General features: G+C 41.7%; 40 protein-coding genes, 1 tRNA gene and 1 rRNA gene. 8 read left to right on the forward strand and 34 right to left on the reverse strand.

Translation table 11 applies throughout. The annotated features are described in order from the left end of the window. From K2Y18_09415 to K2Y18_09425, 3 genes are all read right to left on the reverse strand, one after another. A 16S ribosomal RNA gene (locus K2Y18_09415) occupies positions 1-333 on the reverse strand; the annotation flags it as partial. Between the two features lie 272 nt (positions 334-605). Beyond that, positions 606-1,685: an undecaprenyl/decaprenyl-phosphate alpha-N-acetylglucosaminyl 1-phosphate transferase gene (locus K2Y18_09420; GenBank protein ID MBX9805952.1), complete on the reverse strand. Its 1,080-nt coding sequence runs from the start codon at positions 1,683-1,685 to the stop codon at positions 606-608. A gap of 19 nt (positions 1,686-1,704) precedes the next feature. After that, positions 1,705-1,778, reverse strand: a tRNA-Gln gene (locus tag K2Y18_09425). A 289-nt stretch (positions 1,779-2,067) separates the two neighbouring features. Between K2Y18_09425 and K2Y18_09430 the strand changes: the two genes are divergently transcribed. The 4 genes from K2Y18_09430 to K2Y18_09445 all read left to right on the forward strand — a co-directional run bounded on the left by K2Y18_09430 (position 2,068) and on the right by K2Y18_09445 (position 4,828). After that, positions 2,068-3,060 (forward strand): Ppx/GppA family phosphatase, encoded by a 993-nt coding sequence (locus tag K2Y18_09430; protein MBX9805953.1) that lies wholly within the window; start codon positions 2,068-2,070, stop codon positions 3,058-3,060. 90 nt (positions 3,061-3,150) lie between these two features. Next, positions 3,151-3,825 (forward strand): RlmE family RNA methyltransferase, encoded by a 675-nt coding sequence (locus K2Y18_09435; protein MBX9805954.1) that lies wholly within the window; start codon positions 3,151-3,153, stop codon positions 3,823-3,825. A 44-nt stretch (positions 3,826-3,869) separates the two neighbouring features. Next, positions 3,870-4,136 (forward strand): BolA family transcriptional regulator, encoded by a 267-nt coding sequence (locus K2Y18_09440; GenBank protein ID MBX9805955.1) that lies wholly within the window; start codon positions 3,870-3,872, stop codon positions 4,134-4,136. After that, the gene (locus K2Y18_09445) at positions 4,133-4,828 is read left to right on the forward strand and encodes an RNA pseudouridine synthase (protein MBX9805956.1); all 696 of its coding nucleotides are present in this window, start codon (positions 4,133-4,135) and stop codon (positions 4,826-4,828) included. The genes K2Y18_09440 and K2Y18_09445 overlap by 4 nt, the downstream gene beginning before the upstream one ends. A 4-nt stretch (positions 4,829-4,832) precedes the next feature. On the opposite strand, the gene mltG is transcribed toward K2Y18_09445, so the two are convergent. Both mltG and K2Y18_09455 read right to left on the reverse strand, forming a co-directional pair. Further along, positions 4,833-5,807, reverse strand: coding sequence for an endolytic transglycosylase MltG (gene mltG / locus K2Y18_09450; protein MBX9805957.1), 975 nt, complete (start codon positions 5,805-5,807; stop codon positions 4,833-4,835). A gap of 104 nt (positions 5,808-5,911) precedes the next feature. Further along, entirely contained in the window at positions 5,912-6,166 is a 255-nt protein-coding gene (locus K2Y18_09455) for a hypothetical protein (protein ID MBX9805958.1), read from the reverse strand. Positions 6,167-6,384: 218 nt separating this feature from the next. On the opposite strand from K2Y18_09455, the gene K2Y18_09460 reads away from it, so the two are divergent. The 4 genes from K2Y18_09460 to K2Y18_09475 all read left to right on the forward strand — a co-directional run bounded on the left by K2Y18_09460 (position 6,385) and on the right by K2Y18_09475 (position 9,803). After that, positions 6,385-7,503, forward strand: coding sequence for a glycosyltransferase family 4 protein (locus tag K2Y18_09460; protein MBX9805959.1), 1,119 nt, complete (start codon positions 6,385-6,387; stop codon positions 7,501-7,503). Further along, positions 7,500-8,468: a glycosyltransferase family 9 protein gene (locus K2Y18_09465; protein MBX9805960.1), complete on the forward strand. Its 969-nt coding sequence runs from the start codon at positions 7,500-7,502 to the stop codon at positions 8,466-8,468. The genes K2Y18_09460 and K2Y18_09465 overlap by 4 nt, the downstream gene beginning before the upstream one ends. Positions 8,469-8,541: 73 nt before the next feature. Beyond that, positions 8,542-9,246, forward strand: coding sequence for a hypothetical protein (locus K2Y18_09470; GenBank protein MBX9805961.1), 705 nt, complete (start codon positions 8,542-8,544; stop codon positions 9,244-9,246). A 221-nt stretch (positions 9,247-9,467) separates the two neighbouring features. Further along, on the forward strand, positions 9,468-9,803 hold the full coding sequence (locus tag K2Y18_09475) for a hypothetical protein (GenBank protein ID MBX9805962.1): 336 nt from the start codon (positions 9,468-9,470) through the stop codon (positions 9,801-9,803). Between the two features lie 17 nt (positions 9,804-9,820). On the opposite strand, the gene K2Y18_09480 is transcribed toward K2Y18_09475, so the two are convergent. The 29 genes from K2Y18_09480 to K2Y18_09620 all read right to left on the reverse strand — a co-directional run. Then, on the reverse strand, positions 9,821-11,449 hold the full coding sequence (locus K2Y18_09480; GenBank protein MBX9805963.1) for a hypothetical protein: 1,629 nt from the start codon (positions 11,447-11,449) through the stop codon (positions 9,821-9,823). 404 nt (positions 11,450-11,853) lie between these two features. Beyond that, positions 11,854-12,285 carry a 50S ribosomal protein L17 gene (rplQ, locus tag K2Y18_09485; protein ID MBX9805964.1) on the reverse strand — a complete coding sequence of 144 codons (432 nt, stop codon included), beginning with the start codon at positions 12,283-12,285 and terminating at the stop codon, positions 11,854-11,856. A 49-nt stretch (positions 12,286-12,334) separates the two neighbouring features. Beyond that, positions 12,335-13,354: a DNA-directed RNA polymerase subunit alpha gene (locus tag K2Y18_09490; GenBank protein ID MBX9805965.1), complete on the reverse strand. Its 1,020-nt coding sequence runs from the start codon at positions 13,352-13,354 to the stop codon at positions 12,335-12,337. Between the two features lie 68 nt (positions 13,355-13,422). Continuing rightward, positions 13,423-13,815: a 30S ribosomal protein S11 gene (gene rpsK, locus K2Y18_09495; GenBank protein ID MBX9805966.1), complete on the reverse strand. Its 393-nt coding sequence runs from the start codon at positions 13,813-13,815 to the stop codon at positions 13,423-13,425. Positions 13,816-13,837: 22 nt separating this feature from the next. Then, a complete protein-coding gene (rpsM, locus tag K2Y18_09500; protein ID MBX9805967.1) occupies positions 13,838-14,215 on the reverse strand; it encodes a 30S ribosomal protein S13 in 378 nt (125 codons plus the stop codon). Position 14,216: 1 nt separating this feature from the next. Beyond that, positions 14,217-14,888, reverse strand: coding sequence for an adenylate kinase (locus K2Y18_09505; protein MBX9805968.1), 672 nt, complete (start codon positions 14,886-14,888; stop codon positions 14,217-14,219). Position 14,889: 1 nt separating this feature from the next. Next, positions 14,890-16,242 (reverse strand): preprotein translocase subunit SecY, encoded by a 1,353-nt coding sequence (gene secY, locus K2Y18_09510; protein ID MBX9805969.1) that lies wholly within the window; start codon positions 16,240-16,242, stop codon positions 14,890-14,892. Positions 16,243-16,356: 114 nt separating this feature from the next. After that, positions 16,357-16,812 (reverse strand): 50S ribosomal protein L15, encoded by a 456-nt coding sequence (gene rplO, locus K2Y18_09515; protein MBX9805970.1) that lies wholly within the window; start codon positions 16,810-16,812, stop codon positions 16,357-16,359. Positions 16,813-16,835: 23 nt separating this feature from the next. Next, a complete protein-coding gene (rpmD, locus tag K2Y18_09520; GenBank protein ID MBX9805971.1) occupies positions 16,836-17,009 on the reverse strand; it encodes a 50S ribosomal protein L30 in 174 nt (57 codons plus the stop codon). Between the two features lie 194 nt (positions 17,010-17,203). Continuing rightward, positions 17,204-17,752 carry a 30S ribosomal protein S5 gene (gene rpsE / locus K2Y18_09525; protein MBX9805972.1) on the reverse strand — a complete coding sequence of 183 codons (549 nt, stop codon included), beginning with the start codon at positions 17,750-17,752 and terminating at the stop codon, positions 17,204-17,206. A 25-nt stretch (positions 17,753-17,777) separates the two neighbouring features. Then, entirely contained in the window at positions 17,778-18,140 is a 363-nt protein-coding gene (gene rplR, locus K2Y18_09530) for a 50S ribosomal protein L18 (GenBank protein ID MBX9805973.1), read from the reverse strand. A gap of 2 nt (positions 18,141-18,142) precedes the next feature. Continuing rightward, the gene (gene rplF, locus K2Y18_09535; protein MBX9805974.1) at positions 18,143-18,676 is read right to left on the reverse strand and encodes a 50S ribosomal protein L6; all 534 of its coding nucleotides are present in this window, start codon (positions 18,674-18,676) and stop codon (positions 18,143-18,145) included. A gap of 9 nt (positions 18,677-18,685) precedes the next feature. After that, a complete protein-coding gene (gene rpsH / locus K2Y18_09540) occupies positions 18,686-19,084 on the reverse strand; it encodes a 30S ribosomal protein S8 (GenBank protein MBX9805975.1) in 399 nt (132 codons plus the stop codon). 2 nt (positions 19,085-19,086) lie between these two features. Further along, positions 19,087-19,392 carry a 30S ribosomal protein S14 gene (rpsN, locus tag K2Y18_09545; protein MBX9805976.1) on the reverse strand — a complete coding sequence of 102 codons (306 nt, stop codon included), beginning with the start codon at positions 19,390-19,392 and terminating at the stop codon, positions 19,087-19,089. Positions 19,393-19,399: 7 nt separating this feature from the next. Then, on the reverse strand, positions 19,400-19,948 hold the full coding sequence (gene rplE / locus K2Y18_09550; GenBank protein ID MBX9805977.1) for a 50S ribosomal protein L5: 549 nt from the start codon (positions 19,946-19,948) through the stop codon (positions 19,400-19,402). A 17-nt stretch (positions 19,949-19,965) separates the two neighbouring features. Beyond that, positions 19,966-20,286 (reverse strand): 50S ribosomal protein L24, encoded by a 321-nt coding sequence (rplX, locus tag K2Y18_09555; GenBank protein MBX9805978.1) that lies wholly within the window; start codon positions 20,284-20,286, stop codon positions 19,966-19,968. Beyond that, positions 20,286-20,654: a 50S ribosomal protein L14 gene (rplN, locus tag K2Y18_09560; protein ID MBX9805979.1), complete on the reverse strand. Its 369-nt coding sequence runs from the start codon at positions 20,652-20,654 to the stop codon at positions 20,286-20,288. The genes rplX and rplN overlap by 1 nt, the downstream gene beginning before the upstream one ends. After that, positions 20,651-20,914, reverse strand: coding sequence for a 30S ribosomal protein S17 (gene rpsQ, locus K2Y18_09565; protein ID MBX9805980.1), 264 nt, complete (start codon positions 20,912-20,914; stop codon positions 20,651-20,653). Before rpsQ ends, rplN begins: the two co-directional genes overlap by 4 nt. 14 nt (positions 20,915-20,928) lie before the next feature. After that, positions 20,929-21,123, reverse strand: a complete 195-nt coding sequence (gene rpmC, locus K2Y18_09570) for a 50S ribosomal protein L29 (protein ID MBX9805981.1) — start codon at positions 21,121-21,123, stop codon at positions 20,929-20,931. 11 nt (positions 21,124-21,134) lie between these two features. Continuing rightward, the gene (rplP, locus tag K2Y18_09575; GenBank protein ID MBX9805982.1) at positions 21,135-21,545 is read right to left on the reverse strand and encodes a 50S ribosomal protein L16; all 411 of its coding nucleotides are present in this window, start codon (positions 21,543-21,545) and stop codon (positions 21,135-21,137) included. A 38-nt stretch (positions 21,546-21,583) separates the two neighbouring features. After that, the gene (rpsC, locus tag K2Y18_09580; GenBank protein ID MBX9805983.1) at positions 21,584-22,261 is read right to left on the reverse strand and encodes a 30S ribosomal protein S3; all 678 of its coding nucleotides are present in this window, start codon (positions 22,259-22,261) and stop codon (positions 21,584-21,586) included. 5 nt (positions 22,262-22,266) lie between these two features. After that, positions 22,267-22,617 (reverse strand): 50S ribosomal protein L22, encoded by a 351-nt coding sequence (rplV, locus tag K2Y18_09585; protein MBX9805984.1) that lies wholly within the window; start codon positions 22,615-22,617, stop codon positions 22,267-22,269. A 1-nt stretch (position 22,618) separates the two neighbouring features. Next, positions 22,619-22,897: a 30S ribosomal protein S19 gene (gene rpsS / locus K2Y18_09590; protein MBX9805985.1), complete on the reverse strand. Its 279-nt coding sequence runs from the start codon at positions 22,895-22,897 to the stop codon at positions 22,619-22,621. A gap of 13 nt (positions 22,898-22,910) precedes the next feature. Further along, entirely contained in the window at positions 22,911-23,732 is an 822-nt protein-coding gene (rplB, locus tag K2Y18_09595) for a 50S ribosomal protein L2 (protein ID MBX9805986.1), read from the reverse strand. Between the two features lie 2 nt (positions 23,733-23,734). After that, complete coding sequence (locus tag K2Y18_09600; GenBank protein MBX9805987.1) at positions 23,735-24,040, reverse strand: 50S ribosomal protein L23; 306 nt, start codon at positions 24,038-24,040, stop codon at positions 23,735-23,737. 17 nt (positions 24,041-24,057) lie between these two features. Continuing rightward, positions 24,058-24,681, reverse strand: coding sequence for a 50S ribosomal protein L4 (gene rplD / locus K2Y18_09605; GenBank protein MBX9805988.1), 624 nt, complete (start codon positions 24,679-24,681; stop codon positions 24,058-24,060). A gap of 39 nt (positions 24,682-24,720) precedes the next feature. After that, complete coding sequence (rplC, locus tag K2Y18_09610) at positions 24,721-25,365, reverse strand: 50S ribosomal protein L3 (protein MBX9805989.1); 645 nt, start codon at positions 25,363-25,365, stop codon at positions 24,721-24,723. Positions 25,366-25,377: 12 nt separating this feature from the next. Beyond that, a complete protein-coding gene (gene rpsJ, locus K2Y18_09615) occupies positions 25,378-25,686 on the reverse strand; it encodes a 30S ribosomal protein S10 (protein ID MBX9805990.1) in 309 nt (102 codons plus the stop codon). A gap of 48 nt (positions 25,687-25,734) precedes the next feature. Further along, positions 25,735-25,803, reverse strand: a 69-nt coding sequence (locus K2Y18_09620; protein ID MBX9805991.1) for an elongation factor Tu, incomplete at its 5' end; no start/stop codon positions are given.

The following is a 25,803-nucleotide window of genomic DNA, read 5'->3' on the forward strand; positions in this document are numbered from 1 at the left end:
TGCCTCCCGTAGGAGTCTGGGCCGTGTCTCAGTCCCAGTGTGGCTGATCATCCTCTCAGACCAGCTATAGATCGTAGGCTTGGTAGGCCTTTACCCCACCAACTACCTAATCTAACGCGGGCTGCTCTTTCGGCGATACATCTTTCCCCACACGGGCTTATCCGGTATTAGCCACAGTTTCCCGTAGTTATTCCGAACCAAAAGGTACATTCCCACGCGTTACTCACCCGTCTGCCACTAACTTATAGAGCAAGCCCTATAAGTCCGTTCGACTTGCATGTGTTAAGCATGCCGCCAGCGTTCGTTCTGAGCCAGGATCAAACTCTCATGTTATGTATCCTGAATTGACGAAGCTCATATATGCATGTACATCTACTAGTATGTATTAGCGTTAAGCTTCGACATTCAAGTCGATTCCTTACGCCACCTACATACCTTCCTATATTAACTCTTTCAAAGATCAAAAAGGGTCGTTGGGACTTCTCAGCTCCAACAACACTGTATTCACACTTCTAAGCCATCTTTACATACCCTGTCAAACACTTTTCTTCATTTAATTAAAGATTCTTTAAATAAAATTAAAAAGCCCTTAATTTTCAATGGTATTATACCGTCACACCAGAACGCCGCGCTTGTGAAAAAACCCAGATGACAAAAAGGGATTGCAATAGGACGTATCCAAACACTAACCCCAGAAACGGCATATATCCCATCGGCGTTATCAATGCCATTGACCCAAGCAACACAACACTTAAATAATATAAGCCACTGACTTGACTATGAGTGTAACCAGACCTGTTCAAAAGATGGAGGAGAAAGTCCCGATTTGGCTCAAACATAGAACGACCTAATGAAAGGCGCCGAATCACAGTGAAGACCGGATCAAACCATATAAATCCCAACGGGTAGATGAGAAGAAATAATCGGGCATTTATAAATAGCCATGTCGGCTGCTCCGGATGGCTTTTCTGGCCCATCAAGGCGATAATGCCAACCATAAGCCCAATAAAGACACTTCCAACATCACCTAAAAATATCCGGCCTTTCGGAAAGTTATAGAGATAAAACCCCAGAATAGCCCCAAACAGGACAACACAAATAAGGTATGTCCAATAATCACTGCTAAAGGAACTTGGCATCAGAATTGTCGTAGCTAACATAAATGGCAATGCCAGTAAGACGGAACCCGATAACAAGCCATTGAGTCCATCCACAAAATTTGCAGCATTCGTCACAAAGATAATGAAAAGAAGAGTCAGAAAGAATTCAACAAAGGGAAGAATGAGAAGCCCTTCCAAAGCAGGGCAATGAATTTTGAGCCCGGCTGCCACTAAAGCCATCGCAATGCAGGCCTGGACCAAAAGCCTCAAGCGGTAAGGTACATGACCGATGTCATCTAGAAAACTCACCCCTGCCCCTATGAGACTCGCCCCGGCCACAAGCCCCAAAACATCCCATGAGAAACCATGAGACGGAGGGTAAAGATAAAAGAGCAGACTTGCGCCTCCAAAAAAGCTCACCACTACAGCGACACCTCCTGCTCGAGGCGTAGGCATATCGTGCGCTGAGCGACTCTTAGGCACGTCAGAAATGTTGATAAGAATCATCGCTCTTGTGATCAAATGAGACAGCACAAAGGTAAAGAGAAAAGAAATCAGATAGGGATGTGTTAAATAGAATGACATTCTAGCGCTCTCTATAATGTGGCTGGGGGACCTGGATTCGAACCAGAGTTGCCCGGTCCAGAGCCGGGAGTTCTACCGCTAAACTATCCCCCAATGCTTCCATGACCTATCATATCCACTGCTTTTTGAGAAGGCGGAAAATATAGGTCATAACGATAATGCCTGGGAAGGATCTTCCCTTTTTTTACGAAAAGGATGCTTCCCAATCCTTCAATTGATAAGAAATTTTGGCATTTGACATTCATAAAGCGATTTTTAATTCCCTTTGTGATATGCTTATGGTGAGAGACATAAAATTTAGGTGTCAAGAGCAACGAATGAGAGTGATGTGTTGAGTAGCGTATCAAGAAGAAAGACTGGCAGATATCCATTAGCCCGCCACATGCCCACGGTCCAGCCTGGGCCGGTGATTGCGGCTATTGATCTTGGTACCACGTCTTGTCGCTTGCTGGTCGCTCGACCTGAAGGAACGAGCTTTCGGGTTGTCGACTCATTTTCGCGTGTCGTTCGCCTTGGAGAAGGGATTCAGGCGAACAATCTCTTGCAACCTGCCGCCATCACGCGGACGCTCGAAGCCTTAAGGATATGCCGAGACAAAATATCCAAAAATCATGTGACCAAGATCCGTGCCGTGACAACTGAAGCATGCCGACGGGCGGAAAATAGCGCTGATTTATTGCAGAAAGCGCGCACAGAGCTTGGGATCAATATAGAGGTTATTACCCCTCTTGAAGAAGCTCGATTAGCCTTGTCTGGCTGTGCCGCCATTCTTGACCCCACCATCCCTTACGCAGTTGCCTTTGATATTGGGGGCGGTAGTACGGAAATTATCTGGTTAAGATTATTACCCTCACCAAAAAACAGGCGCTCCACAATTCCTATTGTCGAAGTCATAGACTGTGCTTCCCTACCCTTTGGCGTTGTGACTTTGAGTGAAATTTATGGAACACGCTTCACTGACTTTGGGATATACGATGATTTACGCCAAAAGGTCGCCGGGGAGGTAGCCCGTTTTTCTGAAAAGAATAATATTATCAGCCACATCCAAAATGCCGAAGTTCAAATGGCGGGAACCTCAGGTACAGTCACTACCATCGGCGCTCTTCATTTAAAATTACCAAAGTATGATCGACGATTTATTGATGGGCTCTTTCTTGATTTAAAAGACATTCATACGGTGAGTGCGGGCCTTTTGGCCATGACCCATCTCGAGCGTGCCCAAAGTTCTTGCATTGGCCCCGGACGTGCAGACCTCGTCTTGATGGGAACGGCAATTTTAGAGGGAATCTGTGATGTCTGGACTTTGCCGCGCTTACGTGTAGCGGATCGCGGTGTACGCGAAGGTATATTAATGGACTTGTTAGAGGAGCTATAGACCGTGACGCGACCACCGCGCCCTTCCAATAAACAAAAGAAAAAGACCACAGACAAAAAGAAAAAGGGATCTCCTAAGGTTGGTAAAGTCATGCTCAAGGACCGCGTTAAGCGAACTGAATCTTCCCGCATGTGGCTTCTGCGACAATTGAATGATCCTTACGTTGAAAAAGCGCGTGATTTGGGATATCGATCCCGAGCCGCCTTCAAACTGATCGAAATCGATGCAAAATTCCGTTTCTTAAAACCGGGTATTACTGTCGTTGACTTAGGAGCCGCCCCAGGAGGGTGGACACAAGTAGCCGTAGAAAAGCTTAAAATCGGCACACAAAAAGGGGCAACAACAGGCAGCCAGATTATTGCCGTGGATCTGACCGAGATGTCTCCTTTGAACGGCGTTACCATCCTAACAGCTGATTTTACAGAAGATACAACAGTGGAGAGCATTCTGGAAAGTCTTGCAGCAAAGGCCAATGGTGGCGTTGACGTTCTCTTGAGTGATATGGCCGCTCCTGCCAGTGGAATGACAGACGTTGACCATATTCGCATCATGAATTTAGTTGAATCTGCTTACGAATTTGCCTGCCTTGTCTTAAAACCCGGCGGCACATTTGTTGCCAAGGTTCTCCAAGGAGGCACCGAAGCCACCCTTCTCGCCCGTTTAAAAAAATCCTTCGCCAAAGTCAGCCACTTCAAACCCCCTGCAAGCCGAAAAGATTCTGCTGAAGTTTATGTGGTGGCTCAAGGGTTCCGGAAGGTTCCTTAAGAAAAACAATGGTAAACCTCAGCGTTTTCCTATAATATCCCCCCATGGAAACGATCATTCAAAATAAATTGTCTGAAGCTTTAAAGCCTCTTTTTTTAGAGGTTGTAGATGAATCTCATAAACATGCAGGTCATGCAGCGGCTCGACCTGGGGGAAAGAGTCATTTTAAGGTCACGATCGTCTCAGAGGCTTTTACCCCCCTCAGCCTCATTGCCCGCCATCGCCTCGTTCATACAATTTTAGAAGACGAGCTTAAAGGGCAGATTCATGCCCTTTCATTAGTCCTCCGATCCCCAGAAGACGTACCATGAACCCTGAAGAAATCATCAAACGCATTTTATATCGAGACGCCCTTATTCTGGTTTTGGATAAACCGTCCGGTATTGCTGTACATACTGCCAATGGGGGTCTACATAATCTGGAAAGGTACTTCCCTGCCCTTCAATTTGGGTTGCCAAATCCTCCGACGCTCGGTCATCGCTTGGATCGCGGCACAAGTGGGTGCTTGATTTTGGCTCGCCATAAGGAAGCGGCAAGACGTTTGGGTGTATTATTTGCCGAAAACCGCATTAAAAAGTCATACTGGGCTGTTGTTTCTGGTAGATTTTCTGAAGACGAGGGGCGTATTGATTTGCCATTGAGCAAACAATCAAGCAGTCGTAAGCATTGGTGGATGAAGGTTGACCAGGAGAATGGCGTCTCCGCCATAACAGATTACCGGGTATTGGGGCGAGGAGATGGACTCACTTGGCTGGAACTAACCCCTCAAACGGGGCGGACCCACCAGCTTCGGGTCCATTGTGCGGCCCTTGGGCACCCCATCCTTGGAGATTATATTTATGGACCTGATCAAGAGGGAATCCCAAAGGATGGACTACACCTCCATGCACGCTCTCTGGAAATTCCTCTCTATCCAAAAAAGGCTCCTATTCCCGTGGCGGCCATGCCTCCTCTTCAAATGCAAGAGGCCCTCGCTGCTTGCGGGTATGCAAGCGAAGCATAAGGTTTTACCCTTTATTTTGAGTCTTTCTCCACTCTTTCACATTTTGGATATGGGTACTGTAGGTCGGCGAAAATGCATGACCACCCGTGCCATCCGCAACAAAGTAATAATCATTCGTAGGCGCTGGATTCATAACTGCTTGTAGAGATTTGAGGCCCGGGCATGCGATTGCTTTTGGCGGCAAACCTGGTATGACATAGGTGTTATAAGCAGACACATGCTTCATATCGTTTAGCGTCGGAAGACGCCCCAATGGCTTTTCTCCAAGGGTGAGGCCATAGATCGCCGTCGGATCCGACTGCAGCTTCATTCCTTTCTTGAGGCGATTAAGAAATACGGCGGCAACAAGGGGCCGTTCTTTTGCTATGCCCGTTTCTTTTTCAACCATGGAAGCCAAGACCAAAAGCTCCTCAGGTGTCTTAAGGGGAGAATCTTCTTTTCGGGCCTTCCAGACTCTTTCTAAAGTTTGTTTCATTGCCCGACGCATTTGAGACATGATTTTCTCCCGAGAATCACCCCGCACGTAGCTATAGGTTTCCGGTAACAGGGCCCCCTCCTCAGGGATCCGAATGATCTTCCCGCTCATATTCGGAATTCCTTTGATCACATCCATAATTTGATGTACGGTCATCCCCTCAGGTATGGTGACCTGGTGCACAACAACTTTACCGCTTGCCAGGATATGTACGATATCAATCGGACGCGCTTGGGCCGGAATGATATACTCCCCTGCTTTTAAGGCGCCACGATTTCCAGAGATAAGGACAGCAGACATAAAAACCCAAGGATGTACCAAAACCCCATCCTTTTTGAGGATTTGAGCCGTTGTGGATAAGGTATTCCCTTTTTCAACAATGACCGTAACATCTTGGGCATGGGGGCCAAACGAAAGGACGCCTCCGGGTCCCCAGATAAGGAATACCCACCCCAGGGCTCCAATGCCCAAAAAGAACAAAAAACTGAGTATTATTCGACGCATAAAAATAGATTAAGACGTTTTGAGGTTAAATTCTAGAGGAAATAGTGTGTTGACCAATTACGTGTCTTGGTCAACACTTGATGTTCTGTGGTCGTCGACTCCTCTTATTCGTCTTTCCCTCTTGGTAACACTTCAGGGTTGGAGCCATCTTTATTGATTGTACTATTACCATCTATATTATTCGCACTCTGCCCATCAACATGAATTGAACCTGTCCCATCTATCGTGGTTGTTCCTATAGGGTCACTGTACAATGGCTCATCTCTTGTTCCCCCTGGGTCCCAAGGTGAAGCAATTGCCGCATTAATAGAAATCAATAGACCACCAAACAAAACAGCGGATGTATTTAATTTACTCATCTTTTCCTCCATTATTAATAGATGCATATTTTATAATACATACTTTGTATTAACATCCATTTAATCATGTATTTGTTTTTATTAAATTGATTCATAAATATTATTCTCATATGTGGCTCATATATTTGTGATTTACTATTGAGGTGTGGTTATAAAGAACATTTCTAGACATCTCAGGACCAATTCCTCTATACTACCTGGAGAATAAGGATATAATCGTGTCAAATTTGCGAGTTTTACAAATTTTACCGGAACTGAACGGAGGCGGGGTTGAGCGAGTCACCCTGGACATGGTCGCTGGTTTGAGACAAGCTTTTCCAACTACTTTTGTAGCCTCAAGCGGCGGATCCCTTTTACCATGCCTTGAACAGGCAGGGGGTTCCCATTTTACTTTACCTTTGGCTACCAAAAACCCCTTGCAAATGTTAAGCAATGCGCGAAGATTGGCTCATCTCATCCGATTACATAACATTCAACTCATCCATGCTCGATCTCGGGCGCCTGCCTGGAGTGCCTTGTGGGCTGCGCGTCTCGCGAAGATTCCGCTTGTTACCACTTATCATAGTGCCTACAACACCTCAAACGCCCTCAAATCTTTCTACAATTCAATAATGACCAAGGGTGACCGAGTTATTGCTATCTCAGAATTCATTATGAAGCATATTGGGCAAGAACATCCAACAGCGGTTCCTCGAGTTCGTCTCATTCATGAAGGGATAGATGTTGAAGAATTTGACCCACAACTAGTAACGCAACAAGAAATAATAGATTTACGCAAAACCTGGAGTATTCCGCCTCATGCGACTGTGTATTTGCTGCCCGGCCGCGTGACGCGCATCAAAGGTCAAACCATCTTTATTGAAGCGATACGACGCCTCAATAACCCGAATGTATTTGGGATTATTTTAGGAAGGAATCAGGAAAATTCCCCCTATTCTATTGATGTGCGACGCCAATGTGAGGGACTCCCTATTCGCCTTGTTCCTCATATATCTCAACCTCGAGCCGCCTATGCCGCCGCTGACTTTGTTGTTTATCCTTCCCTGGCTCAAGAAGCCTTCGGGCGCGTCACCGCAGAAGCCGGTGCCATGGAACGCGTGATTATTGCTTCTAACCATGGCGCCACTTCTGAACTGTGCCAAGATACTAAAACTGGCTATCTTATACCCCCAGGCGATTCACGGGCTTTAGCAGATGCCATGATTCAGACACTAAAACTTTCTCCTGAAAATAGCCAAAAAATGGGAAAAGCAGCCCGTGCCCATATCTGTAAAAATTTCTCCTTAAGCAAAATGTGCAATAAAACCATAGATTTATATAGAGAGTTAGTCCATTGAAACGCATTCTTGTCATCAAACTGGGAGCCCTGGGGGATATGTTTGCAGCCACCTCCGCCTTTGAAGCCATCCGCGCTCATCACCCGAAGGATCACATCACCCTCTTAACGACCCGCCCTTATGAAAGCTTAGGACAGCAAACCGGCTATTTTGACGAGATTTGGCTAGACGAGCGAGCAAAGTTTACTAAATTGAAAACCCTGTGGAAAGTACGACAAAAGTTAAGATCTGGCTCCTTCGACAGAGTCTATGATCTTCAGATGGTCGATCGGACAAATTTCTATTCGCACTTGATCAAAAATCCATTTGAGCGGAAGAAGCGCCCTGAATGGGTCGGAACTTCATGGGGAGCCTCGCATCGCTATTATCTTCCCGACGTGCCCACCTATCATCAAGAACGTCTACAAGGCCTCTTGAAGGCGGGAGGAATAGATGTCCTGCCTCCTTTGAACTTAACCCGCTTATCAGGGGATATCCGAGACTTCCCCCTCCCCACCCCTTATGTTTTATTGGCTCCTGGCGCCTCACCTGCCCATCGGCACACGAAATGCTGGCCCTTGGATTGCTATGGCGCGGTTGCTGCAGCTCTTGTCAAAGAAGGTCTTACCCCTGTTATTGTTGGTGGGCCAGACGAAGACAACAGTATCATTACAGATCATTGCTCTGAAGCGATTGATTTAACAGGAAAAACTAAGGTGATGGACATGATTACACTTGCCACTCACGCGACCTTTGCCATTGGCAACGATACTGGGCCGATGCATATTGCCTCAACTTGCCTTTGTCCTGTTATGACGCTCTTTTTTGGAAAGAACGACCCCAAAGCCTGTGGCCCTCGCGGAATTTTCTACCGTCATGTATATGCCCCAACCAAGGAATTGCTCGCTTTTTCCGAGGTATTATCCCATTTACCAGAATTTGTAGAAAAGTTTAAGAATCGACACAGTAAACCTATTGATATTTAAGGTTTCCGCCCTATCTTATATAGTGATGAGGGTATGTTTCACTCATACATTGCGCAAAAGATAGGAGGGTTTCATGTCAATCAAATCATTAGTCCTAATGACCAGCTTGTTTCTGGTATTAAGCGGCACACAGAGTACTGTTTGGGCTGATTATACGTCTCCAGGCTCTGCAGCAGAAGATGAGATAGAGGCTATTATTTCAAGAAATCAAATGAGCGCTGTTCTCTTCGATCAGGAACAATCCCCCCACCTCTCTAGGAAAGAGATTGAATCTCGCTTAGAGGCCCCTTCACAGAAAATGAAAGAATACTTTGTCAGCATCAACAAAGCCATGAAAGTCCAACAGTATCTTGATCAATTCAATCTTGAATCTGAAGCTGATCAGACTACAAAAGTGTTATTCGATGATGTAATAGCTCTAAATCTTGCAATCAAACTGGGCTTTTCAACAAGTGACAATCCTAAAATGAAGGATCTTGATAAAGTTCGTATGGCTTTTAATGAAATCGTATTACTTGAGCAAGTCCAAAATATAGTGGAACCTTCCAATCAGGATGAATCCTACACAAAATCTCTCGTGATGCCTTATTTTGTTGAAGACTATATCACAATGAAGTTCTATGAAAAGGCAGGATTTTCAATGCGTGTAAATCCCATTGTCGACACTGGCTTTAATGACCAAACATTCTTAGGTCAAATTGGGAAGGCGCTCTTAAAGGCAGGACAAAGCTTGGAAGATACTAACCCTTATGCCCCCTATTATGCCTGGGGTCCTTAAAGCAGCTGCCCTCAACAATACCTAAAGGAGGGGTTAGCCCCTCCTTTTTAACATATTGTAATTTCTATATTTTTTTTAAAATACATGTGGGAAACGTTGCTAAAAAGACATAATTCATGCTTTTAATTAAAAAGCATTGATAATTTTTCATAATATGAATTGACATCTGAAGGTGAAAAGAAGATATTTGAAAAAATTATTATCAACTTTAGGAAAATTAAATGACAAAATATAGACTTGTTTTAGGCGCTTTTTCTCTATGTACTTTGCAAACGAATGCGGCTGAAGGGCACGTTCCTTATGACGATGCAGCCTATGCTCGAACAGGCGTTAGAAAGCTCCACGATAAGATGATAGAAAATAAAATTTTGACGGAAGCAGAGGTTGAAGAAAACGAGAGCGCTAAAGCGAAGCTGGTTGAAGATATTAATGGGGCAAATTCACGGGGGGATAATGAGGCTGCCAATAAAGCTTTAAGAGAGCTTGGCAATAGAATAGCCTCTGACATAAAGAAAATTGCTAAATTAACAGAAGCAACCACCATCAATAATAAGTAGGGAGAAATCATTACTTCTTAATGGGTAGTATTACTTCCATAATTTAGAAATTCTTTGGTAATTCCAACATTTTCAAGAAAGGTTTTGGCAAGGTACCAATGATTTGTATTTCGGGGTATATGATCTGATTTATCTCCATGAAGTCTATGAATTACTGTCTTCACAATTTGATGGTTCGTAAAAGAACGTGCTAAGAACACATCCCCACGTTTCGCACTGGCAACCATACCCTCATTTAGTTCACACACAAGGCTTTTATATTGATTCATAGGCAATGACATTTTTGCAAATTCAGCCCCTGCCCCAAGCAAGATTTTAGCCGTAAGTACCGCCTCATCACTCAGTTTTAGGGGCAAATTGTTGGCAAGTGTTTGATCAGAAGGCTGGAGGGTCTCTGTCCTTTCATTTCTACCCTTACTCTTCTCAGAATATTTTAGCCATGGCTTTTGAAGCAGGGGCTCTAGTTCACCAGGCTGTATGGATGAGAGAGGCTCTTGCACAATGATGGACTGTTCTCTGATTGGAACAGAAACATCGGGCACCTCTGGTCGCCTAATAGGCTCCTGAACCGACTTGCCTTCATTGGGCGCTTGCGCTGTTTCTAGTACAGGTGGATTTGCTTCTTCCCTAATCTCAGGCTTATTTTCATTGGGAATTTCATTAGGCTTTTGCTTAACTCCCCCCTTCTTTGCGTAACGCGCATTTCTTTTCTTCTTGTTAGATTTCTTGGGAGAAATTGCGTTCTTATCTACCAGATTTGACGGCAAAAAGGATTTTCGTACCTCACGTTCATAGAATTCTGCTTTACCTGATTCAGCTTCTTCATCACTAAGCTCTAAGCGTTTCATTTCAAGGATATCTATCAATGTCTTAACAAAATCTTGGGTTATGTGAACCTCACAATACATATATTTTGCATCACAGTATGAGTCAAGTAACCCTTTCTTATGCGTATTTTGTCGCTCCATCCTTCTGCTTTTACTAGCTAATTCAGAAATAAGATTTTTGAGATACATAGATTCAAGTTTTTGATCATTTTTTACCGAAAGAAATACAGAAAAAGCTGTCTCAAGGTCTTTGATAATGGTCGAATAGGATTTATAAAGATGATAGGGCTCAATATATTGAGGGAGTGGTTCAAATAAAGCTTGTCGTTGGTTTAGGTCATTTATGAGTTCTGTTTGCAATTCCAACTGCAATTGATCTTGTTTCTGATATAAAAGACCTAATCTCCGCTTATCCTGTTTATCCTTTAATTTCTCATCATCAATCTGTTGAATAATAGTGGATTTTTCTTCTCTGATCTTACTAAGTTTAGTTTGAATACCACCCAAAGATGAAATAATCATTTTAAAGTTTTTATCTTGATCTACCATATCCTTTTGAACACTAATGCATAGATCAATTTCATTTCGTATCAATTGCTTACATAACTCTGTGCATTGAGTTGCAGAATCGATGTTAATAACTTCATTTCGTTTTCTATTTATAGAAATTCTTTCTACGGGTCTAAAATCATCCAAAGAAACAGAATTCGCCCCTAATGCGGGATTAGAACTTGCAAGTATAACTAAAATTGTCGGAATTAAAGAATTTCTCATAATGTTCTCAATAAGATTGTTGATAACTAGGTAATTTATATGCAAATCAACAAAAGAATCAAATGTTTTATTTAATGATTAATTTTAATTAAACCTTGCCTAATTTTGCGTGAATAAGTTGCAATATTTTGATATTTTTATTTAATACTCCTATTTGATTGATTAACTAAATGAGAGTTGGTATTACATCGTGAGACCGTATGTTTCTGGAACGATGAAACATCAAAATTGGATAAATTCACGTTCTTCGTCCAATCAGCCTCACCAAGGCGGTGTTCGTTCTTGCGCATATATTATAACGATATGCCCTGCCAAACTTGCCTAAGGGGCTCCTCGAGAGAAAATTAAGTTGTATTTAGATGAGATGAATATTTAGAACAAAGAAAAAGGCACTTTTGATATCTCAAAAGTGCCTAAACTGATATTTGTAACTTATGAAACGATAGGTGCTATTTAAGTGCAGGGACTTGGTTTGATTGTTCACCAGTGAGGCGCTCCAGATCTTTCGCTCCTTTTGCAGCCTCATCACGATCAACCAGCTCAATAATAGCAAGAGCCGCGTTATCGCCATAGCGAAACCCAGCCTTAATAATGCGAATATAACCACCATTCCGGGACTTATAACGGTCCGCTAGAGGTCCCATCAACTTTGCAGCCAATGTTTCACACCTAATTTGAGAAATAGCTTGTCGACGTGCTGCTAATGACTTCTTCTTTCCCAATGTAATGAGTTTTTCAACAATGGGGCGCAAATCCTTGGCCTTTGGCAATGTCGTTGTTATTTGCTCATGCTCAATCAAAGCTTGAGCAAGGTTCGCAAATAAAGCCTTTCTGTGGGCGCTTGTGCGGTTTAATTTTCTGCCGCTTAATCCATGTCTCATTTTAAATTCTCCAGCTTTACGCTTAAACCAAAGTTAAGCGTGATAATCTTTAAGCATAAGGATCTTCTAATTTCTTAGCAAGTTCCTCAATATTCTCAGGGGGCCAATTTGGAATCATCATCCCAAGGGTAAGGCCCATACCATCCAGAACTTCCTTAATTTCATTTAAGGATTTACGTCCAAAATTTGGTGTTTTTAGCATTTCGTTTTCTGATTTTTGTACCAAATCACCAATATATAAAATATTTTCATTTTTCAAACAATTAGCAGAACGCACGGAGAGTTCTAATTCTTCAACTTTACGCAATAGATTGCGATTAAATGGTAAATCAGAGGCTTCAGTAGGTCGTTCTGCGTATTTTGGTTCTTCAAAATTTATAAACTGTTGTAACTGGTCTTGCATAATGCGAGCAGCTAATGCCACGGCGTCATCTGGTTTGATAGACCCATCTGTTAAAACCCGCATGGTCAATTTATCATAGTCCGTACGTTGTCCAACACGGGTAGGCTCCACACGAAAACTAACTCTTTTAACCGGACTGAAGATGGCATCAATCGGAATAACACCGATAGGCTTATCTTCTTGAACCAATTGTCCTGCTGGGACATATCCTTTTCCAGACTCAACGGTGAGTTCCATGTTCAAACTTGCCCCTTCATCAAGAGTACAAATTATAACATCAGGATCTAATATCTCAACTTCTGAAGGACATAAGATTTCCGATGCTTTAATGGGACCACTTTTTGATACGTTTAAGCGAATCTTTCTTGAAGTCTCAGAATGCAGACGCACACCAACAGTCTTTAAATTTAAGACAATGTCCGTTACATCTTCTAGTACACCAGGGATTGTGGAAAATTCATGAAGGACACCATCAATTTTTACAGCTGTAATTGCTGCCCCTTGAATAGATGACAATAGGATGCGACGCAATGAGTTGCCAAGAGTCATCCCGAATCCCCTTTCTAAGGGCTCGGCAATAACTTCTGCTTCACGCAAATCTGCATCTACAAACTGAATATTCAGTTTGTATGGTTTAATCAATGACTCCCAATTTTTTTGAAGCACGTGTCTTCCCCACTCTTTTAATCTAATTCCATTAAACCGCCAACGGTCTTAAAGCCAGATGGCAAACCCTATACACGACGTCGTTTAGGTGGACGACATCCATTATGTGGCACCGGTGAAACATCGCGAATAATCGTCACATTAAAGCCGACTGACTGTAACGCACGCAATGCTGTTTCACGCCCTGAACCAGGGCCCTTTACCATAACTGAAATATTACGAACACCATGTTCAGATGCCTTTTTCCCGGCATCTTCAGCAGCAATCTGAGCTGCATATGGTGTTGATTTACGTGATCCTTTAAAACCAACCGTCCCGGCTGAAGACCAAGAAATTGCATTTCCTTGTTCATCGGCAATCGTAATGACTGTGTTGTTAAAAGTTGCATTTATATGAGCGACAGCATTAACGATGTTTTTGCGTTCTCGCCGACGAACTCTCCCTACTGGTTTTTGTGCCATAATCGCCCCAACTATCCTTTACTTATTTACCAACCATTTTTTTACCGGCAATCGCTACAGCTTTGCCTTTCCGAGTACGTGCATTTGTATGGGTTCTTTGTCCGCGGACAGGTAACCCTTTACGATGTCTCAAACCACGATAACATGCTAAATCCATCAACCGTTTAATGTTCATGGATACTTCACGTCTCAAATCACCTTCCACTTTAAAGTCCCGATCAATAATTTCGCGAATCTTTAAAATCTCTTGGTCAGATAATTGATTAACGCGGCGTTTAAAATCTATGCCAGCCTTATTCATTATTTCTTCTGCACGCACAGGACCTATGCCATAAATATATGTTAAGGCAATAACGACCCTCTTTTGTGTCGGGATGTTGACGCCAGCAATACGAGCCACATTACTCTCCTCTTCTGATTAAACCTGCCTCTAATAAGGCTGTATTTATAAACGATGTCACCTCACCTTGGGGAAGTGACGCATTAATTCTTTTCAAGACACCTTTGTCCTCATAGTACTTCTTTGCGGGCGTTGTCTGCTCCTGATATATCTTAAGTCTCGTTTTTAAAACGTGACTTGTATCATCGGGCCGCTTATCAAAATTACAGGAACCACATTGATCGCATATGCTATCAATCTTGGGCTTCCTGTTTGTTTCATGATATACAGCACCACACTCTAAGCATAAGTAACGTCCCGTTACACGCTCTATGAGCACTTGAACATCTACATCAAAGTCAAAAACAACATCAACCTTTAAATTTTCTACACCAAGAAGCCTATCAAATGCAATAGCTTGCTTCAATGTTCTTGGAAAACCATCAAAAATAAATGCTTTTTCAGCATTTTTGTTCAAAATATCCGAAACAAGCTGTATGACAACTTCATCGGTGACAAATTCACCAGCTTGCATCTTGGACTGTATACTACGACCAAGCTCTGAACCAGAGTTAATTTCTTGTCTGAGTATATCTCCCGTTGAGACATGAACTAGGTTCTTTATCGTCTTTCTCAACTCTTGGGCTTGCGTCCCCTTTCCTGAACCAGGTGGCCCAAAAAAAACGATAATCATTTTACCGTCTTCCCTTCCCTCGAGATTTACGAATTAAACCTTCATATTGATGTGCCAACAAATGAGATTGAACCTGATTGATGGTATCAATAGTGACACTTACAACAATTAATATACTTGTTCCACCAAGGTAGAAAGGCAAAGACCCAACCCGCGTAATAATAAATTCAGGAATAATACAAACAGAGGCTAAATACAACGCTCCAACAGCCGTTAATCTTGTCAAAATATAATCGATATAGTTTGCAGTGCTGGGCCCAGGGCGAACCCCTGGAACATAAGCACCCATTTTTCTTAAGTTTTCTGCTGTCTCAGCGGGATTAAAAACAATCGCCGTATAAAAGAATGCAAAAAACACGATCATAAAGACATATAAACTCATATACAATGCTGTCCCATGATTCAAATACAAAGCAATTGTACCCAACCATGTATCAGGAGCTCCTCCCGAAGAAAAGCCAGCAATAGTTGCGGGAAACAACAACAACGCTGATGCGAAAATTGGAGGGATAACACCAGCACTGTTAAGCTTTAAGGGCAAATGAGTCGTCTGGGCCGCAGCAGGACGATCCGGGGCTGCTTGGCGCTTCGGATACTGGATTAAAATGCGTCTTTGGGCTCTTTCGACAAAAACAACATACCCAATAACAACAGCGACCATAAAAAGGATACCCAATATAAGAAGAAAAGATAATGAACCTGTTCTACCCAATTCTATTGTCCTAAACACTGACTGAGGAAGGTTTGCAACGATACCAGCGTAAATTAAGAGAGAAATTCCGTTTCCAATACCTCGTGATGTGATTTGTTCACCCAACCACATAATAAATAGTGTACCCCCTGTAAGGGTAATCATGGTTGTCAGACGGAAAAATATACCTGGATCAAGGACAGCACTAGCGCCAGTTCCTCCAGTCATTTTTTCTAAACCCACGGCAATTCCATAAGCTTGGATACTTGCTAAAAACACTGTACCATATCGTGTGTATTGGTTGATTTTACGTCGTCCAGACTCCCCTTCTTTCTTTAAAGCCTCAAGATGAGGGGAAACGGATGTCATTAATTGAATGATGATGCTAGAGGAAATGTAAGGCATGATCATTAAGGAGAATATGGTCATACGACCAATAGCACCACCTGAAAACATATCAAGCATACCAAAGAAACCACCGGCGTTTCTTTGAATAAATTCTGCAATTACATCCGGATTAATACCAGGTAATGGTATATACGTACCAAGGCGATAAATAACAAGCGCTGCTAAAGTAAACCAGATTCTTTTTTTTAAATCTTCTGCTTTAGTGAAAGTTTTTAAACTTATGCTGGATGCAAACTGTTCGATTGCAGAAGACATATAGTTCCCCTAGTCTTAATATAAAATGTTGTTTTCATTTACTATTCAATAACTTATTTCGGTTAAACCTAAATAAGTAATTATTTCTAAAAGACTCTCATCAAATCTTTATTTTCACGCAAATTTAATGGTACCACCTAGCTTTTCAACAGACTCTTTTGCTGGCGCTGATGCACGCGTTATCTCCAAAGTCACTTTTTGCTCTAGTTTGCCTGTTGCGATTAAACTAATACCATCAAACCACTTTTTCATAACTCTCGACTGAATCAAGACATCACGATCTATTGGCTTAGATGGATCTATTTTTTTGTTCTTAATCAGTAAATTGATTTTGTCAAAAGTAAGTTCAAACATCCGCATGGCATGAATATTTACGAAGCCTCTTTTAGGAAGCCTACGATAAATCGGGTTTTGACCACCTTCAAAACCGTTTAAAGCAACACCCGAACGGGCCGTCTGACCTTTACCGCCGCGTCCTGAGGTTTTGCCTAAACCAGATCCAATACCGCGACCAAGAAGCTTCTTCTTGGTTCGGGCGCCTAAATTATCTCTAATTTGATTTAACTTTATAGTCATGATAATTTCTCAATTCTTTATTGTTCAGTAACCACAACCATATGTCGTAGTTTATCAAGCAATCCTCGCGTTGAAGGATTATCTATAACTTGACGAATTCTGTTTAACTTACCCAAACCAAGGGACTTAAGATAAAGGACCTGACGTGGATCTCTGCGAATTGGGCTTCCAATTTGTTTAATAATGATCATGCCCTTCTTTGCTGTTAAAGGCTCAATCTTCTTTACAGATTTTACTGGTGCCTGGGATGTAGAACTTTTCTTTGGCTCTACAACAGGTCCTTCTTTATTTGCAACTGTCTCAACCTTTTTCGGTGCTGCTTTTTTTGGGGCCGCACTCGGCTTTTTAGGTGTTGCTGTTTTACTTAATTTATCATTACCCATAATTATCTCCTTGCCAAAGCGGCATCACGGCGCGCTACAATTTCAGGAACCTTACGGCCAAGCTTTTCTGCAATTTGTCTGGGAGATGTCATATTTGTTAAAGCATTAAATGTTGCACGAACCACGTTATAGTAGTTTGATGTACCCACTGATTTACTTACAACATCCTGAAGTCCCAAAGCTTCAAATACAGCACGCATTGGTCCACCGGCTATAATACCAGTACCTGCAGGTGCCATCCGCAAATTTACGCTGCCTGCTCCAAATTTCCCTTTTACATCATGGTGGAGGGTTCTTCCCTCTCGAAGAGGAACGCGTATCATTGATCGTTTTGCTTGTTCTGTGGCTTTACGAACGGCATCTGGAACTTCTCGCGCTTTACCAGCACCAAATCCAACTTTGCCTTTACCATCGCCAATAACAACAAGAGCAGAAAAGCGTAAATTCTTACCACCTTTAACAACTTTTGTAACGCGGCGCACACTAACAAGCTTCTCAATCAGCTCGTTCTCTTCCTTGGTATTCTTTTCTGTATTGGTTGGTTTAGCCATTTTATTTCCCTAAATGCATAATATTCTAAAAGCTTAGTCCATTTTCACGTGCTGCATCTGCTAGCGCTTTAACTCTTCCGTGATATAAATATCCGGATCGGTCAAAATATACTTCACTGATGCCTGCTTTTGTGGCCCTTTTAGCAATTAACTGGCCAACAGCTACTGCTGCTTCCTTATTACTACCATTTTTAATTGCCTTCTTTATATCTTTATCCACGGTTGATGCAGTGGCAAGCGTTGAAGCTTTCTCATCATCAATGATCTGTGCATATATATTAGAATTAGAACGATATACTGTAAGCCTAAGACGCCCTGAGTTAACTTTGCGTAACTTTGTACGTATTCTTTGCTTTCGTCTGTCCTGTGATTTTTTTGCTAATACCATGACTATTTCTTCTTACCTTCTTTTCTGACGACAAATTCACCTTGACGTATGACGCCTTTGCCTTTGTAAGGCTCTGGTATACGATAGGATCGAATTTCAGCTGCCATTTGTCCAACCATTTGCTTACTCGGGCCTGTAATAGAGATAGATGTTGGCTTTTCGCACTTAACAACGATCCCTTGGGGTATTGGATATTCTACATCATGACTATAGCCCAATTGTAGAACAAGTTTTGACCCTTGCACTGAAGCTCTATAACCAACACCACTAAGCTCTAAATTAACAGTAGCGCCGTTATCGACGGCTGAAACCATATTCGCAATACGGCGTTGAGCAGTGCCCCACATCATACGGGATGTTTTTTCATTGTTGCGTGGCTTTACCACAATTGAAGTATCTGTACGTTCAATTGAAACACTATCCGGAAACTGATAAGAATCCTTACCCATTTTCCCTTGTGCTTCAATCACATTGGCGTTAATTGTTATTGTAACACCAGACGGCACATTTACAGGATTTTTCCCTACACGAGACATATCAACACCTTAAAATACTTGACAGATTATTTCACCACCGACACCTTGAGCTCTTGCATCAATATCAGACATTACCCCTTTTGAGGTAGATAAAATGCTAATTCCAAGACCACTATGATGGCTTGTAAGCTTTCTAACAGCGCAATATAAGCGCCTACCTGGTTTTGATGCCCGTCCGATGGATTCGATGACGGGTTGCCCTTCATTATACTTCAATTCAATTATAATCTTTTCGATGCCTTTACGGACAACTTCTGATCGATAATTTCTGATGTAGCCTTCATTTTGAAGGACCTCTAAAACACGCTTACGCATATTTGAAGAAGGCGATTCTACTGATTTCTTTCCGACACGTTGTCCATTACGAATACGGGTTAACATGTCACCAATTGGATCATTTATATTCATTGTTACCAACTCGACTTAATAATACCTGGAATTAATCCAGCTGAACCCAAATCTCTCAAAGCAATTCTTGAAAGACTAAACTTTCTATGATACCCACGAGGACGCCCTGTCAACAAACATCGATTACGTACGCGTGTCCTTGAACTATTACGGGGCATTTCAGCAAGTTTCAATGTTGCCATAATTCTATCTTCTATGGGTGCATCTTTAGTTGAAATAATCTTCTTTAATGCACTACGGCGACCTTCAGCTTGTTTTACCAAGCGTTTGCGCCTATTGTTCTTTTCAATTGAGCCTTGTTTTGCCATAACTCAGTTAATCCTTAAATTGTATAAACGGAACATTTAAAGCCTTTAACAAGGCTAGGCCTTCCGCATCTGTTTTTGCCGTTGTACAAATAATCACATCAAAACCACGAACTTTATCAACTTTATCATAATCCACTTCTGGGAAAATAATTTGTTCTTTAACACCCATAGCATAATTTCCGTGACCATCAAAACTTTTTGCAGATAGTCCTCTAAAATCTCTTACCCGTGGCAAAGCGATATTTATGAGACGGTCCATAAATTCGTACATTCTTTCTTTGCGCAAGGTAACTTTTGCACCGATTTGCATACCTTCACGCAGTTTAAATTGAGCTATTGATTTCTTTGCTGTTGTAACAATTGGTTTTTGACCTGTTATAGCCATCAACTCATCAATAACCGTTTGCAACTTTTTGCTATCTTGTGTTGCTTCGCCAACGCATGCATTGATAACAATTTTATCCAGTTTAGGCACTTCAAGTACATTTTTGTAATTAAAGTCCTTCATTAACTGAGGTCTAATTGTTTCTTTATATATATCTAATAGCCGTGCCATATTTGCTCTCGTCTGTATTAAAGTGTTTCGCCACTCTTTTTAGCATATCTAACTTTTGTACCATCTTTTTGAAATTTAAAGCCCGTCTTTGTAAAAGACCCATCCTTTGGATCAATAAGGGCAACATTTGAAATATGAATTGGCAATTCCTTTTGAACAATACCGCCAGCATTAGTTTGTGTCGCCTTTGTGTGGCGCTTTACGCTGTTAATACCTTTCACAAATATTTTTGCATCATCCTTAACGACGCTTAATACTTCACCCTTTTTTCCCTTATCTCGTCCTGTTCGTACAATAACTGTATCGCCCTTGCGAATTTTAAATTTTACTGCCGTCATTATAACACCTCAGGAGCTAAAGAAATAATTTTCATAAAACCAACGGAACGCAGTTCACGCGTAACTGGGCCAAATATACGTGTCCCAATTGGTTCATTCTGTTTGCTTATTAATACAGCAGCATTTCTATCAAATTGAATTTCACTACCGTCTTGACGGCGGATGGCTTGTTTGGTGCGGACAACAACAGCACGATGAACATCGCCTTTTTTAACTTTACCCTTTGGTAAAGCTCCCTTAATAGAAACGACAATAATGTCACCTACTGATGCATAGCGACGTTTTGATCCACCAAGCACCTTAATACACTGAACTTCTTTTGCGCCTGAGTTGTCTGCAACCTCCAGCCTTGTCTCTACTTGAATCATAGCTTTGGAGCCTTTACTTCTTTTGTATTCGTTTCATCCATAACATGCCATTTTTTCGTCTTAGAAATAGGCCTACACTCAATTATTCTTACGGTATCTCCTGTTTTATGAAGATTCTCCGGATCATGGGCTGCATATTTACAAGAACGTGTAATGTACTTCTTATAAACTGGATGCTTTACACTTTTTTCTACCCGAACAATAATTGTCTTGTGACTTGCATCACTAACAACTTGGCCCTTTAATATACGACATGGCATCGCTTTTCTCCGCTCTATTTCTTATTCGTCATTTGGACGAGGCGTGTTTTAATGCGCGCTACATCTCTACGATTTTTACGTATCTGCGATGTATTGGCTACAGTCCCAGTTGCTCTTTGGACGCGTATATTTAATAACTCTTTTTTCAAGTTATATAAATTATCGTAAAGCTGACTTACTGTTTTACTTACAATTTCCTGATACTTCACAACACTTCACCTTAACCAATACGTTTTACAAACTTTGTTTTAATGGGCAACTTTGCGTCTGCAAGCTTAAATGCTTCTTCTGCAACTTCTGCCGTAACACCATCTAACTCAAATAAAATTCTACCCGGCTTTACCCGACAAATTTGATACTCAGGATTTCCTTTTCCGCTACCCATGCGAACTTCCGCTGGTTTTGCTGAAACTGGAACATCTGGAAAAATACGAATCCAGACTTTCCCAATACGACGTATATGTCGTGTTATCGCTCGTCGAGCTGCTTCAATTTGTCTAGCAGTAATACGTTCTGGTTGCAAGGCTTTTAATCCGTAGGTTCCAAAACTCACTTCAGTACCACCCTTGGCCATGCCATGAATTTTTCCCTTAAACGCCTTACGGTATTTACTTTTCTTGGGCGCTAACATAAAGTTTATCCTCTTTAATCAACATTAAACTGCATTATTTACCGAGCGGTTGTGCCTTCGATGAGTCTTTTTTCGTGAGCCATTGGATCATGCTCCAAGATTTCACCTTTATACACCCACACCTTAATACCACAAGTACCATATGTCGTTTTTGCGACACCTAATCCATAATCTATATCAGAACGGAATGTATGTAAGGGAACTCTTCCTTCACGATACCATTCCATACGAGCAATCTCAGCCCCACCAAGGCGGCCAGAGCAATTAATTCTAATTCCTAAAGCACCAAGACGTAACGCAGATTGCATCGCACGCTTCATGGCTCTGCGAAAAGACACTCGTTTCTCAATTTGTTGCGCAATACCATCAGCAATTAACTTTGCATCAAGTTCCGGTTTGCGAACTTCAACGATATTGATCGTTACTTCTGTTTTTGAGATGTCTGAAAGCTTTTGCTTTAACTTCTCAATATCTGCACCCTTTTTCCCGATAAGAACACCGGGACGGGCTGTATATATGCTTAAGCGAGCCTTTTTAGCAGGGCGCTCAATAATCACACGTGAAATACCTGCTTGTTGCAAATTATCCATAAGATACTTACGAATTGCAAAATCTTGATGCAATAGTGTTGCATAATCTTTTTCTGCGTACCAGCGTGAATCCCAGGTTTTATTGATACCTAATCTTAAACTGATAGGGTTTACTTTTTGCCCCATTATATTTACACCTCTTTTTCGCGTACAATAATTGTCAAATGGCTGAATGGCTTTTTGATGCCAGCGCCTCGTCCTTTAGCCCTTGCGTGAAATCTCTTTAATACAAAAGACTGACCAACATAGGCTTCTTCCACAAAAAGTCGATCAATGTCTAAGCCATGATTGTTCTCGGCATTAGCAACCGCTGACATGAGTGTTTTATATGCATCAATAGATACTCTCTTCTGACAGTTCGATAGAACATCAGCAGCTCTATTAATATCCTTGCCTCTAATAAGCTGAGCTATTAAATTTAACTTGCGAGGACTAACCCTTACATTTCTTAAGATTGCCGTCGCTGTATTTTGAGCTTTCATTCTAGCCTCTTTTCGCTTTCTTATCAGCGCCATGACCATAATAGGTTCTTGTTGGAGCAAATTCACCAAGCTTGTGGCCAACCATATTCTCAGTCACATACACAGGAACAAATTTTTTCCCATTATGGACACCAAACGTTAACCCTACAAACTGTGGCAACACAGTTGATCGTCGTGACCAGGTTTTAATGACATCCTTACGTCCTGAACTTTGCGCTACTTCTGACTTCTTTAAAAGGTAGCGGTCGAAAAAAGGACCTTTCCATACTGATCTTGGCACTTACTTGTCTCCGTTACTTAGCGCGTCTAATAATTAATTTACTTGTGCGCTTGTTTTTACGCGTCTTCTTACCTTTTGTTGGTACTCCCCATGGTGTAACTGGATGACGTCCACCAGATGTGCGACCTTCACCACCACCATGCGGGTGGTCGATTGGGTTCATTGCCACACCACGTACACATGGTTTCTTTCCCAACCAACGACTTCGACCCGCTTTTCCGTAGGATCGATTCTGGTGATCTGGGTTTGAAACAGCGCCAACAGTGGCAATACATTCTCCTTTAATCAATCTCAATTCACCTGAAGAGAGTTTTAAAATTGTATTGCCTGAATCCCGACCTGCAATTTGCGCATAAGCACCTGCTGATCGAGCTAACTGGCCACCTTTACCGACCTTTGATTCAATATTATGAATAATAGTACCAACGGGAATGTTTTTCAATGGCAAAGCATTGCCTGGCTTTATATCGACCTTTTCACCTGATATGACTTGGTCACCTTCTTTCAAACGCTGTGGCGCTAGAATATAGGAATACTCCCCATCACTGTATTTTATTAAGGCAATAAAAGCGGATCGGTTTGGATCGTATTCTAAACGCTCTACGACTGCTGCTATGTCTACCTTATTACGACGAAAATCAACAAGACGATAGCGCTGTTTATGACCGCCACCCCTATTCCATGAAGTAATACGACCATGATTGTTACGACCGCCAGTGCGTGATTTACCTTCGGTTAATCCTTTAAATGGTTTTCCTGACCACAATTCTGTGCGATCTATGTTTACCAGCTGGCGCTGCGATGGTGTTGTTGCTTTATAATTTTTCAAAGCCATGGCTAAATTCCTGTTCCAAGATCTAACTGTTGACCCTCATTTAAAGTAATAATAGCCTTTTTAATGTCCTCTTGCACCCCAACACGGCCCTTAAATCGCTTTGTCTTTCCTTTGCGAATAAGTGTATTAACTGCTTTTACGGAAACGCCAAAAATAGCTTCTATTGCTTCTTTAATTTCTGGTTTTGTTGCTGTTTTTGAAACTGCAAATGTAACCTGATTATGGGCACTTAAATTTGTACTTTTTTCTGTTACAACTGGATAGCGTATTACATCAAGATGATTAATATTCTTTTTGCCAGTTAACATATCTTTCTTTTTCTGTTTCATTTTAATCGTGCCTCTAAAGCCTTAACAGCGTCTACTGTTAAAATTATTTTTTCTTTACGCATAATATCATAGACATTTGCGCCTATTTGAGGAAGCACATCAAAACCAATGACATTACCTGCAGCCAAAGCAGTGTTCGTAAGACGTGTTGTATCCACATCAATTAACAGAACATTTTCCGTACCGAATTTGGTCAAAATCTCTTTTAGATCCTTTGTCTTTGGCTTATTAATCTCAAAGCTATCAACAAATATTAAATCTCCTGATTGGAGTTTTGAAGACAAAACGGACTTTAAACCAAGCTGTCTTACCTTTTTTGGCAAGCTATAAGCATGTGAGCGCACAACAGGTCCAAATATGACAGACCCACCTCTAAACTGAGGGGCTCTCTTACTTCCATGTCGCGCGCCGCCTGTACCCTTTTGGCGATACATTTTCTTTGTTGTACCGCTAATTTCTGCAATTTCCTTAGTCTTGTGGTTGCCAGACCTTCTTTTAGCAAGTTGCCATTCAACAACTCGGGATAGGATATCGACTCTGATTGGTTGCTGAAAAATTGAATCAGGTAATTCAATATCACCAACTTTTTTATTTTGTAGATTTACAACTTCATGTTTCATTTTCGTATACCAATATTCCTTAAGGCAATCACTTCTGAACTACTGTTTTGCGGGCTTCTTAATCGCATCGCGCACATAGACAATACTACCGCGCGCACCAGGGACACTCCCTTTCACATAAATGAGCCCACGCGACGCATCTATATCATGTACTTTTAAGTTCAACTTAGTAACACGTCTAACCCCCATATGACCAGCCATTTTTTTATTTTTAAAAACTTTTCCTGGGTCTTGTCGGTTACCTGTTGAACCATGGCTTCTGTGAGACACAGACACACCATGTGATGCGCGAAGTCCACCAAAATTATGGCGCTTCATAACACCAGCAAATCCTTTACCAATTGATGTTCCCGTAACATCAATAAACTGTCCTGCAACAAATAAATCTGCACCAACATTATCACCGATTGCCATAGGAGTCTGTGGATCAATTCTAAATTCTTTTAATTGGGCCTTAGGCTCAACTTCAAGCTTAGAAAAATAGGTGCGCATTGGTTTTGTGAGCGACTGCGCTTTTGCAATCTTTGAACCAAGTTGAACCGCACTATATCCATTCTTCTCAACTGTTCTAACAGCAACAACAGAGCAATTATCCACTTTTAACACGGTAACGGGTACTTGTGTTCCATCGTCTGTAAAGATTTGGGTCATCCCAATTTTTTCTGCAATTAATCCGGTTCTCATAGCTTTTGGTTCCTACAGTTTAATTTCAACGTCAACACCAGCCGCAAGATCGAGCTTCATCAAAGCATCAACAGTTTGTGGCAGCCAGTCTACGATATCTATTAGTCTCTTGTGAGTTCTTATTTCAAATTGCTCGCGTGACTTTTTATCAATAAAAGGTGAGCGCAAGACGGTAAACTTACCAATGTTTGTCGGAAGGGGGATTGGACCTCTAACTTGAGCTCCTGTCCTCTTGGCAGTGTTGACAATTTCCTTAACAGATTGATCTAGCAAACGGTGATCGTATGCTTTTAACCTGATTCTTATATTTTGCTTGTCCATTTTATCCCTGCTCACTCAAATAATATTAAACGCGACTATAACCTGATGCTATTTCAAGATTTTAGCAACAACACCTGCACCCACAGTGCGTCCACCTTCGCGAATCGCGAAGCGCAA

The sequence above is a fragment of the Alphaproteobacteria bacterium genome (assembly GCA_019746225.1).
GTDB lineage: Bacteria > Pseudomonadota > Alphaproteobacteria > Paracaedibacterales > VGCI01 > VGCI01.

Coding starts and splice junctions, on each gene's coding strand:
- K2Y18_09420 (MBX9805952.1), bottom strand. CDS start 1,685: ATGTCATTCTATTTAACACATCCCTATCTGATTTCTTTTCTCTTTACC.
- K2Y18_09430 (MBX9805953.1), top strand. CDS start 2,068: ATGCCCACGGTCCAGCCTGGGCCGGTGATTGCGGCTATTGATCTTGGT.
- K2Y18_09435 (MBX9805954.1), top strand. CDS start 3,151: ATGCTCAAGGACCGCGTTAAGCGAACTGAATCTTCCCGCATGTGGCTT.
- K2Y18_09440 (MBX9805955.1), top strand. CDS start 3,870: ATGGAAACGATCATTCAAAATAAATTGTCTGAAGCTTTAAAGCCTCTT.
- K2Y18_09445 (MBX9805956.1), top strand. CDS start 4,133: ATGAACCCTGAAGAAATCATCAAACGCATTTTATATCGAGACGCCCTT.
- mltG (MBX9805957.1), bottom strand. CDS start 5,807: ATGCGTCGAATAATACTCAGTTTTTTGTTCTTTTTGGGCATTGGAGCC.
- K2Y18_09455 (MBX9805958.1), bottom strand. CDS start 6,166: ATGAGTAAATTAAATACATCCGCTGTTTTGTTTGGTGGTCTATTGATT.
- K2Y18_09470 (MBX9805961.1), top strand. CDS start 8,542: ATGTCAATCAAATCATTAGTCCTAATGACCAGCTTGTTTCTGGTATTA.
- K2Y18_09475 (MBX9805962.1), top strand. CDS start 9,468: ATGACAAAATATAGACTTGTTTTAGGCGCTTTTTCTCTATGTACTTTG.
- rplQ (MBX9805964.1), bottom strand. CDS start 12,285: ATGAGACATGGATTAAGCGGCAGAAAATTAAACCGCACAAGCGCCCAC.
- rpsK (MBX9805966.1), bottom strand. CDS start 13,815: ATGGCACAAAAACCAGTAGGGAGAGTTCGTCGGCGAGAACGCAAAAAC.
- K2Y18_09505 (MBX9805968.1), bottom strand. CDS start 14,888: ATGATTATCGTTTTTTTTGGGCCACCTGGTTCAGGAAAGGGGACGCAA.
- secY (MBX9805969.1), bottom strand. CDS start 16,242: ATGTCTTCTGCAATCGAACAGTTTGCATCCAGCATAAGTTTAAAAACT.
- rpmD (MBX9805971.1), bottom strand. CDS start 17,009: ATGATCATTATTAAACAAATTGGAAGCCCAATTCGCAGAGATCCACGT.
- rpsE (MBX9805972.1), bottom strand. CDS start 17,752: ATGGCTAAACCAACCAATACAGAAAAGAATACCAAGGAAGAGAACGAG.
- rplR (MBX9805973.1), bottom strand. CDS start 18,140: ATGGTATTAGCAAAAAAATCACAGGACAGACGAAAGCAAAGAATACGT.
- rplF (MBX9805974.1), bottom strand. CDS start 18,676: ATGTCTCGTGTAGGGAAAAATCCTGTAAATGTGCCGTCTGGTGTTACA.
- rpsH (MBX9805975.1), bottom strand. CDS start 19,084: ATGAATATAAATGATCCAATTGGTGACATGTTAACCCGTATTCGTAAT.
- rpsN (MBX9805976.1), bottom strand. CDS start 19,392: ATGGCAAAACAAGGCTCAATTGAAAAGAACAATAGGCGCAAACGCTTG.
- rplE (MBX9805977.1), bottom strand. CDS start 19,948: ATGGCACGGCTATTAGATATATATAAAGAAACAATTAGACCTCAGTTA.
- rplX (MBX9805978.1), bottom strand. CDS start 20,286: ATGACGGCAGTAAAATTTAAAATTCGCAAGGGCGATACAGTTATTGTA.
- rplN (MBX9805979.1), bottom strand. CDS start 20,654: ATGATTCAAGTAGAGACAAGGCTGGAGGTTGCAGACAACTCAGGCGCA.
- rpsQ (MBX9805980.1), bottom strand. CDS start 20,914: ATGCCATGTCGTATATTAAAGGGCCAAGTTGTTAGTGATGCAAGTCAC.
- rplP (MBX9805982.1), bottom strand. CDS start 21,545: ATGTTAGCGCCCAAGAAAAGTAAATACCGTAAGGCGTTTAAGGGAAAA.
- rpsC (MBX9805983.1), bottom strand. CDS start 22,261: ATGGGGCAAAAAGTAAACCCTATCAGTTTAAGATTAGGTATCAATAAA.
- rplV (MBX9805984.1), bottom strand. CDS start 22,617: ATGAAAGCTCAAAATACAGCGACGGCAATCTTAAGAAATGTAAGGGTT.
- rplB (MBX9805986.1), bottom strand. CDS start 23,732: ATGGCTTTGAAAAATTATAAAGCAACAACACCATCGCAGCGCCAGCTG.
- K2Y18_09600 (MBX9805987.1), bottom strand. CDS start 24,040: ATGTTAACTGGCAAAAAGAATATTAATCATCTTGATGTAATACGCTAT.
- rplD (MBX9805988.1), bottom strand. CDS start 24,681: ATGAAACATGAAGTTGTAAATCTACAAAATAAAAAAGTTGGTGATATT.
- rplC (MBX9805989.1), bottom strand. CDS start 25,365: ATGAGAACCGGATTAATTGCAGAAAAAATTGGGATGACCCAAATCTTT.
- rpsJ (MBX9805990.1), bottom strand. CDS start 25,686: ATGGACAAGCAAAATATAAGAATCAGGTTAAAAGCATACGATCACCGT.